Here is a 15,003-nt window from a genome sequence, read left to right as displayed (position 1 = left end):
ATCCCCACAACCGGCCAGACGCCGAGAACCTACTTTCAATAATGATTAACGAACGCGACGCAGGTAGCCGTCCGGCGCCACGGTGATCAGCAGTTTGTTCTGCAACTGACGGTCGATTTCGAAGTCAGCGTTTTCTTCCAGGTATTTCCATACCGCGGTTTTCGGGTTGTCGCCCGGGCCCCATGGACGGTCCGGGAAGAAGTCGGCCGGCATGTCTTCAACCACGGTGTCCATGACCACGCAGTAGCTGTCCACCGACACCAGTGGTGCGTACAGGCGCAGCTCTTCGAGCACGTGATCGTGGGTGTGGTTGGAATCGAGGACCAGAATGACTTTCTTGCCTTCGGCGGCAGCGCGGACTTGCGCGGCGATGCCGGCGTCGATGCTCGAACCTTCAATCATCTTGATGCGCTTGCTCATCGGGTGGCTTTCGATGGCTTCGCGGTTGTGCGGGCGAATGTCGAGGTCAATGCCCAGCACTTCGCCGTGACCTTGCAGTTCCAGCAACGAGGCGTAGTAGATGATCGAACCGCCGTGAGCGATGCCGCATTCAATCACCAGGTCTGGTTTGACCTGCCAGATGATTTCCTGCATGGCCATCATGTCTTGCGGCAACTGGATGATCGGACGGCCCATCCACGAGAAGTGGTAGCTGTACTTGTGCTTGGCCGACTGATTGAAGAAATCCTGGGCCAGGCCGGTGAGTTTCTGGTCGTCGCCCTGAGCGGCGATTTGTTCTGCGCATTCGGCTTCGAAGGCTTTATTGATGGTGTTGTCAGTCATTTTTCTAATCTCAATAGTCACTGGAACGAAGCGCTGTCGACGGCGTGATAGACGTAGCGTCCACCGGTCATCCGCTTGATCTCTTCGAGGTAGTTGGAATTCATTACAAACAGGTTGGCGCCTTCGGGCAGTGCATCCATGGCCTCTTGCGGTGAGGAAACCCGCGCGCCACTGAGGGGCAGATACCGGCCCTGTTTGGCCGGGTTGATATCCACCACGCGGTCCACCGCCACGCCGGCCCGTTGCAGGAACAGCGAATAGATCACGCCTTTGGATGACGCGCCCCAGATCGCCGAACCTTGCTGCGGCGCGCCTTGAACAATGTGCACCGCACGCTCAAGGCTCGCGGTGAAACCGTCAGCCAGGTCCAGGCGTGGCACCGGTTGTTCCGGGGTCAGGCGCAAGGTTGCAAGGTCTGCAACGATGTACAGGTACTGGCCACCGAAAAGATGGCCGGCCTCATGCACGGTGCCGAACATCCGGCGCAGGTCATCGAGGCGGAAATAATTGACGTGCTCGTAGAACAGGTCGAACCAGGCTTTGTGCTCCAGGATCCAGTCGAAGCACGGCACTTCGATGTAGATCTGCCCGCCCTGATTGGCGTCGGCGATCTCGGCGAGGAAACTCACCGGGTCCTGAATGTGTTCCAGTACATGGCGCAGCACGATGGCGTCCGCCGCCAGACCGAGGCCACGGGTGAACGGTGCCTTGATCACGTCGGCGTTGCTGCCTTCGTAGGCCGGGTCGATGCCGGTGATGGCGTAGCCCAGGCCTTTGAGCAGTTCGAGGAAGTAGCCCTTGCCGCAGCCGACTTCGATCAGTTCCCGGCCTTTGAAGTGGCGGGCAATGATGCCCTCGACATCGTTCAAGTGCTTCTGGAACTGGCCCGAATGCGCCTGCTCGTTCTGATAGTCGGCGTCGTAGCTGAGCTTGTTGGCATCAAAGGCCTGATTGAAGATCAACCCGCTCTTTTCGTCCTGCACCAGCAGCATGTCGGCGCTGGCCGAAGCCCTGGCTGACACGGGGTCGGCGAAGGTGCGGTTTTGCAACACCGGCAGGTCGGCGACCCGATACAACTCATGCCTCATGCTCTGCTCCCAGTAGCTGTTGCAAACGGTCCGTCACGCCCCAGAACGCCATCGGTTCGTGAGTCGGGTATGGGTAATGACCGAGGTTCAACCGGATTGATGAACCGCGCGCCTGTAGCCGCTGCTCAACCAGCGCCCGCACCGAAATCGGCTGGCCGCTGGCGCAATTGATCACGCCATCGAATTTGCGCTGTTGCAGGATCGCGGCGAGGTAACCGGCAGCGGTTTCAATCGCCAGGTAATCACGCAATTGCTCACCGGCCGACATGTTGAAACTGTCATCGCCCGCGTCGATGGCGCGGTCCAGCGCGGCGAGCAAACTGTTCGGGTTTTGCCCTTCGCCGTGCAGGTAAAACAGCCGCGCCCATTGCAGGGTGAACGGTTGAACCTGCTGCAGGTTTTGCAAAAACACACGCAGCGTATTTTTTGCCAACCCGTAAGGGTTGATGGGTTGCGGTGCGGTTTGCTCGCTGAGCGGGCCGCTTTGCAGGCCGTATTCGAAACACGTTCCGGTGACCAATACTTGCGAGATCCCCGCCTCCACCGCGCCCTTGATGAACCGGTAATCGGCCATCAGGTTGTGCTCGAAGTGAAACAGCGCCTGATAGTTCGGCAAGCCCGGCCACGCCAGATGCACCACCGCATCGACGCCATCGGTCAGTGCCTGGATGTTCAGTGTCGGGGCGTGAATATCCGCCGCAATGAACTCCACCGCATTGATCCACGACAAATCCGCAGCGGTCTCGGCGTTGCGCGCCACGGCCCGGACTTCGCAGCCGCGAGCGAGCAAGGCCTGGACCACATGGCGGCCGACAAACCCGGTGGCACCGGTCACGAGCACTTTCACAGGACGGTCAACTCAGGCACGGCGATGACAAAACGGCCATCCCACTGGCGCACCTGCGCCAGTTGCTGACTGACTTCGTGCAGCAGGTTCCACGGCAGCACCAGGACGTAATCGGGCTTCTCAAGATCGATCTGCGCCGGCGACACAATCGGAATGCGGCTGCCCGGCAAGTACTTGCCCTGCTTGTGCGGGTTGGCATCGGCCACCCACGCCAGCAAGTCAGGTTTGACCCCGGCGTAATTGAGCAAGGTGTTGCCCTTGGCGGCGGCGCCATAACCGACCACACGCTTGCCGTCGGCCTTGGCCTGCAACAGGAAGCGCAGCAGTTCGTGCTTGATGCGTTCAGCGGCGGGCGCGAGGGTCGCGTAGTACTCGGCGGTTTTCACCCCGGCGGTGAGTTCGGCTTGCAGTTGCTGTGCAACCGCTGGCTGCACGTCGCGACGCACGCCATCGGCACGCTGGACGAAAACCCGCAGCGACCCGCCATGGGTCGACAACTGACTGACGTCGAACACGTGCAAACCGTTGCGCTCGCACAAGGTCTGCACGGCCGTCAGTGACAAGTAGGAATAGTGTTCGTGATAGAGCGTGTCGAACTGCTGGCCGGCCATCAGCGTCAGCAGTTGCGGAAACTCGAACGTCGCCACACCGGTCGGCTTGAGCAGGGTCGCAAAGCCACCAAGAAAATCATTGATGTCCGGGACATGGGCCAACACGTTGTTGGCGGCCATCAGGTCGGCGGACCAGCCTTCGCTGACCAGCTGCGATGCGGTGTCGCGACCGAAGAACAGTTCACGAATTTCCAGGCCTTTTTCCCGCGCCGCTTGCGCGGTACTGCGGGTCGGCTCAACGCCCAGGCACGGGATGCCGCGACCGGCGACGTACTGCAACAGGTAACCGTCGTTGGCGGCGATTTCCACCACGCGGCTGTCCGCCGTCAGGCCGAAGCGCTCAGTCATCTCGGCGACGTAACGCTCGGCATGGGCCAGCCAGGTTGTGGAGAACGAACTGAAGTAGGCGTACTCAGCATCGAACAGGCTGTCGGCGCTGGTGTAATCCTCGGTCTGCACCAGCCAGCATTGCTGACAGACCGCGACCTTGAGCGGCACCCATTGCTCGGCTTGCTCAAGTTGATCGGCACGCACGTAAGCGTTGGACGGCGGCGAGGTGCCGAGGTCGATCAGCGGCAAGGCCAGGGAAGTCCCGCAACCACGGCAGTTCATACACGCACTCCAGCGAAGTGTTCATCGAGCAAGAGATGGCTGGAATCCCGGGCCGACAGATTATTGACAGGCAACGGCCAGGTTATCGCCAGCCGTGGATCGTTCACACTCAAACCACCCTCATGCGCAGGCGTGTAATCGGCGCTGTGCAGGTAGAGCAATTCGGCATCGTCAGTCAGGGTCTGGAAGCCGTGGGCGAAACCGGCCGGGATCAGCAAGCTGCGTCCGTCGCCGGCACGCAAGTGCTCGGCATGCCAGTGCAGGAAGGTCGCGGAATCAGGGCGCAAATCCACCGCCACGTCCCAGACTTCGCCACGCAGGCAGGTGATCAGCTTGGCTTCCGGCGCACTCGCATTTTGAAAATGCAGGCCTCGCACACTGCCCCGCTCGCGGGTGCAGGAATGGTTGATCTGACGGATATGAAACGGCTGGCCGAAGGCGCTCAGGCTGCCTTCGCAGAACAGGCGCGCGAAGTGCCCGCGCTCATCCTCGAAGCGTTTGTGCTGCACGCTGAACAGACCGGCCAGCGGCAATGGCTTTAACAGAAACTCGCTCACAACGCGCCCCGATACAGGTTCAACTGAGCCAGGGTGATGGCGCGCATGTCGTCGCCGTTTTGCCAGGCCAGGTGCCAGTCCAGCGTGTGGGTCAGGCACTGCTGCAACGACCAGCGCGGTTGCCAGGCCAACAGTTGACGTGCGCGGCTGCTGTCCAGGCGCAGCAGGCCCGCCTCATGCAATTCACTCGGTTCGATGCGCAAGCCACGGGCTTGCGGCCAGCGGTCGGCGAGCAATTCGACGACTTCGCCGACGCTGCACATGTCCGTTTCACTCGGGCCGAAGTTCCACGCACCGGCAAACTTGGGACCGTGTTCGTAGAGACCGGCCGCCAGTTGCAGGTAACCGGCCAGCGGCTCCAGCGCGTGTTGCCACGGGCGCACGGCTTGCGGGTAGCGCAGGGTCACCGGTTCGTCAGCGGACCAGGCCTTGAGCACATCGGGAATCAAACGCTCCGGTGCAAAATCACCACCGCCCAACACGTTGCCGGCACGGGCCGTGGCCAGGGCCAGACCATGCTCGGCATATTTTTCAGCCGGGAAGAACGAAGCCGCGTAAGACTGCGCCAGCAACTCGCAGCAGGCTTTGCTGCTGCTGTAAGGGTCATGCCCGCCCAGCGCTTCGTTTTCGCGGTACGGCCACGCCCATTCCTGATTGGCGTAGACCTTGTCGGTGGTCACCAGCACGCAGGCGCGCACACCGCCAACCTGACGGATCGCTTCGAGCAGATTGAGCGTACCCATGACGTTACTGGAGTAAGTCCCCAGCGGGTCACGATAACCTTCGCGCACCAGCGGCTGGGCCGCCAGGTGCAGGACGATTTCCGGTTGGGTCTCGGCGATCAGCTCCAGCAACGCGCCCAGGTCGCGCAAGTCGCCGCGCTGATCGTTGATGCCTTCGTGCACGCGCGCCAGTTCAAACAGGCTGGGCTCGGTGGACGGGTCCAGCGAAAACCCGCTGACCTCGGCACCCAGGCTTTGCAGCCACAACGTCAGCCAACTGCCCTTGAAGCCGGTATGGCCGGTCAGCAGAACCCGCTTGCCGCGCCAGAAGTCCTGGCTCAGTCCCATTGCTTCCATGGGGCCTCCCCGCTCTGCCACAGATGCTCGAGGTGGTTTTTGTCGCGCAGGGTGTCCATCGGATGCCAGAAGCCATCGTGCTGGAACGCTTGCAACTGTTGTTCGTTGGCCAGCGCGGCCAAGGGCTCGGCTTCCCAGGAGGTTTGATCGTCGGCGATGTACGGCAGCACTTTGGGCGACAGCACGAAGAAGCCGCCGTTGATCCAGCCACCGTCACCGCGCGGTTTTTCAATGAAGCCCTTGACGCTGTCACCGTCACGCTCCAGGGCGCCGTAGCGTCCCGGTGGCTGCACGGCGGTCACGGTCGCGAGCTTGCCGTGGGTCAGGTGGAAGTCCACCAAAGCGCCAATGTTCAGGTCCGAGACACCATCGCCGTAGGTGAAGCAGAACGCTTGCTCGCCTTCCAGGTAACGGGCGGCACGACGCAGGCGGCCACCGGTCATGGTGTCTTCGCCGGTGTCGATCAGGGTCACGCGCCACGGTTCGCTGTAGTTCTGGTGAACGTCCATGCGGTTGTTGCACATGTCGAAGGTGACGTCGGAGGTGTGCAGGAAGTAGTTGGCGAAGAAGTCCTTGATCGCGTAGCCCTTGTAGCCAAGGCAAATCACGAAGTCATGAATCCCGTGGGCGGAGTACTGTTTCATGATGTGCCAAAGAATTGGCTTGCCGCCGATTTCGATCATTGGCTTGGGCTTGAGGTGCGACTCTTCGCTGATCCGCGTACCGAGACCACCCGCCAGAATTACTGCCTTCATCGCTGTCCTCTTGCTCTTCACGCGGCTTGGCCACCCCCGCAAGGGTTGGCGAACCGTCAGATGCACATCATTAACCCGCAGCCACTGGGGCCTTCACGCCTTTGAGGTGAAGGATTTATGGCGATATACGGGGGACTTGCAGGAAGTGAGCCAATTGCTTGGGGTGGGCGACTGATGGAGGGGGTGAAGGTTTGTAGTTGGAGGTGAACTTGGGATTGGGCACATATCCGTTGTTTTGGTTACGGCTGCTGGCGGTTTCGCTCTTACAGCGAGTCACTTTGGAAAAGCCCAAAGTAACCAAAGGCTTTTGCCCCTCCATTCGGTGCCTCGCTTAGGCTCGGCATGCCCTCACTCCGGCATTGCTCCGGGGGCCCGCCGCCATCGGCCATCCATGGCCGGGGGCGGCTACCGCGGCATCCTTGCCGCGGTGCCCCCTACGCAACGCCTGCGTTCGGCCTCTGGGAAAGGGGCAAAAGATCAAAAGCAAAAGCAAAAGCAAAAGCAACGGCAACGGCAACGGCAACGGCAACGGCAAAATCAAAAGCTTCGCGAGCAGGCTCACTCGCACCCGGAGATGCGTGCTCTGAGCTCAGGCCGGCCCATAGGCCGCCTCGCTTTTGATTTTGATCTGCTTTTGATCTTTCGCCCCTTCGGCAGGCCGAGCGTAGGTGTTCATCAGGGGGTTAGGCGCGTAGCGCCGTGCGGCGAAGCCGCACACATCGAGAGGAGGTCGTCGCGAAGCAGACCGTAGGCGATGCCCCCTGATGGATACCGGAGCGAGGGAACACTGAGCCTTAGCGAAGTGCCGTACGCCGGGGCGAAGCCTTTTGCTTACTTTTTGGCGTCTGGAAAAGTGAGTCGCTGTAAGAGCGAAACCGCCAGCCGCCATTACCGCAGAAACGGATATACGCACAGACCAACGCTTACACACAAAGCCACTGATTTTGATCTGCCTAAACACCCAAACAGAATGGTGAAAAGCGAAGTCGTATACCGATCCATTGTCGGAGTGAACTCGCTCGCGAAGCATTTGATCTTGATCTGCTTTTGATCTTTCGCCCCTTCGGCAGGCCGAGCGTAGGTGTTCATCAGGGGGTTAGGCGCGTAGCGCCGTGCGGCGGAGCCGCACACATCGAGAGGAGGTCGTCGCGAAGCAGACCGTAGGCGATGCCCCCTGATGGACACCGTAGCGAGGGAACACTGAGCCTTAGCGAAGTGCCGTACGCCGGGGCGAAGCCTTTTGCTTACTTTTCGGCGTCTGGAAAAGTGAGTCGCTGTAAGAGCGAAACCGCCAGCCGCCATTACCGCAGAAACGGATATGTACACGGACAAAAAAAGCCTCAGTCCGGCAACCACCCCCACAACCAATGCTGAAGATTATCCCCCCGCAACATGAAGTCCCGATGCACCGCCTCACGCAATTGATCCCCCATGCGATAGCTGGCATCAGGATCAGCCAGATGCATGCGAATCGCCTGCAACCACTCATCGGTGCTATTGCTCAAAATCTTGGTGCACGGCAAAAAACCGTCATAAGCACGGGTATCCGTGCAAATCACCGGATAACCGCACGCGCCATATTCCAACAACCGCAGGTTACTTTTGCAATCGTTGAAGATATGGAACTCCAGCGGCGCCAGTGCCAGATCGAGATTCAGGCTCGCCAGTTTGTACGGGTAGTTTTGTAGATCGATGGTGCCATAAAACTCATGAACGTACGGGCGCAAGGCGTCCGGGCACATGCCGAAGAACACCCACTCCACTTCATCGGCCAGCTCGCGGACCACCTCGGTAATGATTTCCAGATCACCGGTGTGGCTGGTGCCGCCACCCCAGCCAACCCGTGGTTTTTTCGACGTGCGGCGTTGACTGGTCAGCGTCGCCCACGGCTCGGGTGGCAGCATGTTAGGCACCACGCGAATTTCACTGTGCATACTCGACAGGGCATCCGCCAGCGCCTGGGTAGTCACCACCACGCGGTCGCATTGGGCAATGCCCTCACGCAGCAACTGCTCGGTGTTGACCGGCTTGTTGCGCGCATGAGTGTTCTTTTTCGGCGTGCTGACGATGTAGTCGTCCAGCTCGAAAATTCGCAAGGCGTTGGAGAATTTCTTCATGCGCAGAATGTCTGCCGCCGAGCCTTCCCCGTAGCGCCCCTGCAAAACAATAGTGTCAGGCGACAGGCGCTCGATTTCCACGGTCGATGGCGACTCGTAGGCCACACGTGAAATGACTCGCCCAGCCGACTCAAGTGCCGCCAGGGGTGCTGTCACGCGGTAATACCCGATCGCCGACTCGTTGACCGGCAACCCGAGAATCACCGGCAGGTCGCGATGGCAGAACGGATTCCAGTTATTGCGCAGCGAAGGCTCCAGACTGAAGCTCGACACACCGAGTGTCAGCGCCGGATTGTAGGCCGGATCGCGAGATATTTTCGGCAACCACTTTTGGTAGAAAATTTCCTGTTCAAGTACCAGCGCCTGCACATCGCCCGGCGACGCAGCTGGCGGGGCATCCTCCCCAATCACGACGCTCGCAAAAGGCGTCCAGACGATCAAGTAGCCGTTTTTATCCGCCTTGAGGCACAGATCAGTTGCGCCGAGTTCCAGATTGAATTCGGCGTCATCCAACCGACCCAGGCTGTCGAACACTTCTTTACGCACCATCAGGCAATCACTGCTGACCGCGCTCCAGTTCTGCACTACTTGCAGACGCTGCATGTAGCCACGCGCACTGACATGTTCGCCAAGGAACGGCGAGGTGGCGGGTCCGGCCAGCCCCAGAATCAAACCGGCGGAGACAATCGCACCGCTGGGGTTCATCAGGCGCGCGCCGACCACGCCGACTTCCGGACGCTGGGCGTGGTTGAGCAGTTCGGCGAGCCAGTCGCCGGCGCAAATCACACTGCGCGGGTTGAGCGTCAGCAGATACTCGCCACGCGCCTGGCTGGCTGCGAAGTTGACCAGGGACGCTTCACCGGTACGACCGTCAAAAGGCAGCACTCGCAACATCGCGGCGCCCAGCTGAGACATCGCGCCCAGCCAATCGGCCATCGCCGAATCGCCGCGCCCTTCATCGACAATCAGGATTTCGTATTCGGCGTACGTAGTCTGCTCGATCAGGCTTTCCGTGCAGCGTTGCAAGGCGGACAGCGAGGCGCCCGCCGCAATGATGATCGAGACCACAGGTCGGTGAGTGTGCAGGTAGTCGATGCGCTTGAGCAGCGGTAGCTCTTGATCGCGAATCCGGTGTTCGAGACCGATGCGGGTCAGGTGCGCGCTGACCAGCGCCTCACTGCCTTCGATCACTTCAGGCAACGACAGCCAATCGGCGTAGGTCTGTGTCGACTCCACCTGAATCTCGCTGATGTGCTCAATGGTGTGCAACCCGGCCTCTTCCACCAGCCGCCAGAGCAAATCATGCGGCGCCAATTCGCCATGAGCCGAATCGAAACCGCCCACCGCCAAAAAGCGCTGGCGCTCAAACGCCAGGGTGCGCCCGACGTATGGGTAGGAACGCATCAGGTCGAGATTGAAGCCTGGCTTGAACACCGGCTCCACGGACTCCCCTTCCACCAACGCGCCTTCGTCACTGTAGGCGCAGAGCATGCCCGGCGTACCGGCAATACGCTCCGCGAGCACCACCAGTGACGACTCACGCAACGTGTCGCCGGCGCGCAGCAAGTAGAACCAGTGCGCGCCTTCCAGCTGCGGTATCACAGCATTGAGCTGGCGCGACCAATTTGCCTCAAGCGGCAATGGCAGCACGTTATCGGCGGCATCGAATGGCGTGTTGGACAACACCACGATGGCTTGCGGTGCGTAGAGTTGAGTGGCGAGGCTGTCCAGCGTGGCTTTCAGCGCGACGCCATCAGACTCGGTGTCGATGATGATTGGCACCAGGTTCGGACGCACAGCCCAGCGGCTGATTGTTTGCGGCATGTGCCGCGTTTCCGCCGAGGTAAATCGGCGGCTTGCCAGCCATTCGCGATAGAACTCGGCATAGCTGTCGCTCTGCCCGCCGACTCGGCCGTTGACCACGGTGTTGCGACCGCCCAGCACGCGTACCACGCACAACTCTTCCCACTGACGAGGCTCATCAGCAGCCTTGTTTAAATCAACCATGCGCACCCAACCCGAGGCCGGTGCCGACTCCCCCCCTCGCGAGGTGAGCATTTGAATCAACCATTCCAGTTCCTGAGCGCCGGCGCGGACCATTTCCGACGTCTTGCTCAGACGTTCCGGGTACATACGCTCGGTGCTCATTACCGTGTTGAGCGCCGCCATATTGCCGCGTCGCAGCAGGCACACGAATAAAGCGAAATCGAGCATCGCGACAAAACCGGTGCCTTCCTGGACCAGCGCAGGCAACACTTCCAGCACATCGGCACGGCGCATCAGGGTCGAGCTGAAGTTGCCGATGAAATTCTTCGTCGTGTTCTCGAAAATGGCCAACATGTCATCGCCCTTGAGCAACGCATCACCATACGTGAAACGGCAGTTATCGAGCCGCGGCGGCAGGATGAAGTTACCGGCATCGCTCAACATGCGCAGACCGCAAACGAGGTTGACCTCGGGATGATCGATCAGTACCCGGGCCTGCAACTCGATGCTCGGCGCAAACAGACGGTCGTCGTCGCACAGCACTTTGATGAACTCGCCTCGAGCTTCCTTGACGCAGCGCAATACGTTCTTTTGCAGGCCCAGACGCTTTGGGTTGCGCAAGTAACGAACGGTGTGTGCAGGGTCGGCAAACGACTCGACGATGCGCTGAATCTCGGCGGAGGACGAATCGTCACAAATGACGATTTCAACGTTCTCGTAAGTTTGAGCAAGCGAGCTTTCCAGCGCCTGACTGAAGAAGCGCGGGTTGAAGGCAGGGATGACGATACTGACTAGAGGGCGTTGATTCACGACAGAACTCTCGAGCGGCGAGCCTCTGCCCTTTCAGGCAGAGGCTGCGGAACCGCTTAGGAAAAGACGGCTGGTAGCTCGGCAGCCACAGACTCAGATTTTGTTGAACAAGCCCAGTTGAGCAATCTTGCTGAAAGCCAGTTGCGACGCTTGCAACATGGTTTGCTGCAAGGTCAGACGGGTCATGACTTCGGCTGGATCAGAATCGCGGATCGCCGACTGGGTCTGGGTGTTGGCCATGACCAGACTCTGATTGGTTTCGCTCTGGGTAGACAGGGCTGCACCACGACCACCCACCGAACTCAGGGAGCTGGACAACTGATCGCTGCCGCTCGCCAGGTTGCCGATGCCCGAGGCCAACGCAGCCTGAAATTTCTGAACCTGGATCGGATTGCCGCTGATTGGCGTATTCAGCGCAGTCTTCAACTGGTTCACGGTATCCAGGATGTTCTGGGTTTCGTGGGTATTGACGGCCACGCTGAACTGATCGCCCGCGCCCGGCGTACCGGCCAGGGTGAAGCTCACGCCCGAAGCGGTGGCGATGCCAGCCGCTACGGTGCCGGAAGACACTGGCTGGCTGTTGGCGGTCAAAGGGGCGGCGTACAGGTCGAACGCCGTGGCGCTGGTGAACTTCATCACTGCCGATCCCGTAGGGAAACTGGCGTGATAAGCCACTGGGTTGGTGATGCTGCTGCCAGTGACCTGAGTGGCTGTCGGGTTGCCCGGGCTGCGGGTTGCCGTGAAGGTGTCAGGCTTGGCCGCAAGCGTAAAGCTGTGGCCCGGCAGCACGGTGGCTGCGTTGTCACCGACCGCCAGATTGATGTTCAGGTTCAGGTCGACGCCACGGAACGACACGGTCTGGCCAACCGTGGTCGCCGGGTTGAACGCGCCACCCTGACTGGCTTCAGCGGTCACGTCGTTACCGCCCGAGTCGGTGATTTTCAACTGGGTGCCGCTGACGAAATCGACGGTGTACGGCTCGCCCGAACGGAACTTGCTGTTGTAGGTCACGCTCGACGACACCTGGCCATTGGACAGGACCACTCGACCGTCATCCACGGCCGGCGCGGTCATGGTGACCTGGCTGCGGCTGGTGTTGACGGCCTGCTGGAACACTTCCCAACCGGTGCTATTGGTGGCCATCGACATGGTGTCGCCGACTTTCAAATCGAGGGTGACCTGGTCGCCGTTGTAGCTGTAGGTACCATCGGCGTTGCGGGTGAACGGCACGGTGTCGCCCTTGGAGCCGGAGAAGATGTACTTGCCGTTCTCGTCCTGGCTGTTCATCAGGCTCAGCAACTGCTCTTCGATCTGACCCAGTTCCGAAGCGTTGGCCTGACGGTCGGCGTCGGTGTAACCGGCGTTGCCGGCACCGATCGCCAGTTCCTGGGCGCGCTGCAGTACGTTGGTGATGCTGGTCATGACCGACTCGGTCTGACCCAGGGTCGACTTCAAGGTATTGGTGTTGGCTTTGTACTGGTCGAGCATCGAAGCCTGTTGGCCCAGCTGCAACAAACGCGAAGCGCCAACCGGATCATCCGCAGCAGTGTTGATGCGAACCAGGCTGCTGGCCTCTTCGCTGCTCTTGACCACGTTGGAGAAGTTCTTCTGATAGTTGGCAGCAGAGGACTCGTAAAACTGGGCGGTAGAAATGCGCATGGGCTACGACTCCTTAAAGACTGTTGATCAGTGTGCTGAAGATTTCTTGCGCAGCTTTAATGATCTGCGAAGAGGCGGTGTAGTACTGCTGGTATTTGACCAGGTTGCCGGTTTCCTCATCGAGGTCGACACCGGACAGCGAATCGCGAGCGCCCTTGGCGTTGTCCAGGATGGCGCCGGTCGCGGCGCTGTCGAGCTTGCCCTGAGCAGCTTTGGCGCCCACACCCTCGACCAGTTTGCCGTAGGCGTCGGTCAGGGAAATGCCTTTGCTCGCGGAGCCGGTGTCGACCACCTGCTTGGTCTGCAAGCCGGCCAGTGCGGTGCCGTTACGGTTATCCATCGTGCCTGGTTGCGCGATGTTGATGTCCACCGCAGTGCCAGTGGCCGGCGAACCGGCCACGGTCATGTCGAAGCTGACCGTACGCTGCACGGCAGGTGGGCCCGGATCCATGATCGGCGCACCCGTGCCATCTTGCAGCGGCACGGTCAGGCTCAGGGTGTTGTTCTGGTTCGGTATGATGGTGCCGGTGCTGATCTGCACGCCTTTGGCATCGAGCAACTGGTAAGGCTGGCTGGCACCGCCGGCCGCCGGGGCACCGAACACCACTTTGACCGGCATGGAGGTTTTCATGCCGTTCTGGATGAGTGCGGTGGTGGCCGTGTCGTAGATGTCGAACTTCGTGGTCACGGTTGGCTGACCGCTGGACGAAATGGTCAGGGTACCGCTGCCGCCCGGCGCAATGGCCGCGCTCAACGGTGCCGCGATCGCCAGACGCTTGGAGTCGGTCATCTCGGTCTTGATGTTCGCCGCCGCGTTGCGGGTCGGGGTGATCTTGAACGTATCACCGGCGGCGGCAGTACCGCCACTGAGCGTCAACGAGAAGCCGTCAATCACTGGCGGTGGCGTGGTCAGGGTGCTGAATGCGCCCATGGACGTGCCGTCCGGCAGACGTTGTACGGTGTAGTTGGTGCCACTGGTGAAGGTGACTTTGTAATCGTTGATGGTCAGTTTGCCGCTGTCCTCGATGCTCACATCGAAGTCGCCTGAACCGGCGCTGTTGCCAACGGTGGCAACACTGCGATCGGCCATCTGTGCGGCACTGTTGACGCTGTTGAACAGGTTCGAACCGAACGCACCGTTCTTGTCGATGCCCTGGGCCTGGAGGCCGTTCATCTGATCGGCGACGACCAGCGCCACGCGCCCCAATTCGTTCATGGCAGGATCGAGCACGGTGCTGCGGTAGCGCAGCAGACCGCCAATCTCGCCACCGGTGATCACCGAGGTGATGTCGACAGTGCTGCCGCCACGGTTGAGCTGAATGCCCATGCGCGAAGGATCGGCCAGGCTCGGCACCACTTGCAGGGTGCTGGCGGTGCCGCCCATGACCAGCGGCTGGCCGCTGCCCAGGTACACATCAAGGTTGCCGTCGCGCTCGATGACTTGCGCGCCGGTGAAGGTGGAGAGCTGACGCACGGTTTCGTTGCGCGCATCGAGCAACTCGTTCGGCATGCCGCCGGCCTTGGAAACCTCGGAGATTTTCTGGTTCATCTGGGCCACGGTGGCGGCCAGTTTGTTGATCTGGTCGGCCATGTTCGTCAGGTTGCCGTTGATGCTGGCGTTCTGCGCGGTCAACTGGCTGGATACGGAGTTGAAACGAGCGCTCAAGGCCTGAGCATCGCTGAGCAGCAATTGACGAGACGCATCGTCACCCGGCTTGGCGTTGACGTTCTGCACCGAGGCGAAGAACTTGGTCAGCGCGCCGTTGAGGCCGGTGCCGCTGTCCGACAGCAAGGCATCGAGCGGGCTGATCTGCCCGGCGTACGCGGCCGCATCGCTGTTGAGCGAGGTGGTGGTCTGCAGTTGTGCATCGAGGTAGCTGTTGTACACCCGACGCACATCGGCCAGGGTCGTGCCGGTGCCGATGTAGACGTTGCCGAATTGATTCGAGGCTTTGCTGCTCTGCACGGTTTGCTGACGCGAATAACCGGCGGTGTCGGCGTTGGCAATGTTATTGCCGGTAGTCATCAACGAGGATTGGCCAGCGGCCAGACCCGACATCCCGATATTGAGCAAACTCATGGTTCAGACCTTATGCCTT

10 protein-coding genes are annotated in these 15,003 nt (G+C 60.5%); all 10 read right to left on the bottom strand.

Annotated elements, in window-relative coordinates; genetic code table 11:
* Positions 1-45: 45 nt before the first annotated feature.
* The gene (locus C7534_RS16525; RefSeq protein ID WP_007948882.1) at positions 46-783 is read right to left on the bottom strand and encodes a cephalosporin hydroxylase family protein; all 738 of its coding nucleotides are present in this window, start codon (positions 781-783) and stop codon (positions 46-48) included.
* Between the two features lie 17 nt (positions 784-800).
* A complete protein-coding gene (locus C7534_RS16520; protein WP_109786396.1) occupies positions 801-1,871 on the bottom strand; it encodes a class I SAM-dependent methyltransferase in 1,071 nt (356 codons plus the stop codon).
* Positions 1,861-2,718, bottom strand: a complete 858-nt coding sequence (locus C7534_RS16515; RefSeq protein ID WP_109786395.1) for an NAD-dependent epimerase/dehydratase family protein — start codon at positions 2,716-2,718, stop codon at positions 1,861-1,863. The genes C7534_RS16520 and C7534_RS16515 overlap by 11 nt, the downstream gene beginning before the upstream one ends.
* Positions 2,715-3,941, bottom strand: a complete 1,227-nt coding sequence (locus C7534_RS16510) for a class I SAM-dependent methyltransferase (RefSeq protein WP_046032807.1) — start codon at positions 3,939-3,941, stop codon at positions 2,715-2,717. Before C7534_RS16510 ends, C7534_RS16515 begins: the two co-directional genes overlap by 4 nt.
* A complete protein-coding gene (locus C7534_RS16505) occupies positions 3,938-4,498 on the bottom strand; it encodes a dTDP-4-dehydrorhamnose 3,5-epimerase family protein (RefSeq protein WP_109786394.1) in 561 nt (186 codons plus the stop codon). Before C7534_RS16505 ends, C7534_RS16510 begins: the two co-directional genes overlap by 4 nt.
* Positions 4,495-5,577, bottom strand: a complete 1,083-nt coding sequence (gene rfbG / locus C7534_RS16500; protein WP_109786393.1) for a CDP-glucose 4,6-dehydratase — start codon at positions 5,575-5,577, stop codon at positions 4,495-4,497. The genes C7534_RS16505 and rfbG overlap by 4 nt, the downstream gene beginning before the upstream one ends.
* A complete protein-coding gene (gene rfbF, locus C7534_RS16495) occupies positions 5,559-6,332 on the bottom strand; it encodes a glucose-1-phosphate cytidylyltransferase (RefSeq protein WP_046032804.1) in 774 nt (257 codons plus the stop codon). The genes rfbG and rfbF overlap by 19 nt, the downstream gene beginning before the upstream one ends.
* 1,340 nt (positions 6,333-7,672) lie before the next feature.
* Entirely contained in the window at positions 7,673-11,245 is a 3,573-nt protein-coding gene (locus tag C7534_RS16490; RefSeq protein ID WP_109786392.1) for a glycosyltransferase, read from the bottom strand.
* Positions 11,246-11,338: 93 nt separating this feature from the next.
* Positions 11,339-12,904, bottom strand: a complete 1,566-nt coding sequence (locus tag C7534_RS16485; protein WP_109786391.1) for a flagellar hook-associated protein 3 — start codon at positions 12,902-12,904, stop codon at positions 11,339-11,341.
* Positions 12,905-12,917: 13 nt separating this feature from the next.
* Positions 12,918-14,984 (bottom strand): flagellar hook-associated protein FlgK, encoded by a 2,067-nt coding sequence (gene flgK / locus C7534_RS16480; RefSeq protein ID WP_109786390.1) that lies wholly within the window; start codon positions 14,982-14,984, stop codon positions 12,918-12,920.
* Positions 14,985-15,003: the final 19 nt, after the last annotated feature.

Origin of the sequence: Pseudomonas sp. OV226, assembly GCF_003148705.1 — a bacterium.
Taxonomy (GTDB): Bacteria; Pseudomonadota; Gammaproteobacteria; order Pseudomonadales; family Pseudomonadaceae; genus Aquipseudomonas.
This window is presented reverse-complemented; position numbering and strand designations above follow the sequence as displayed.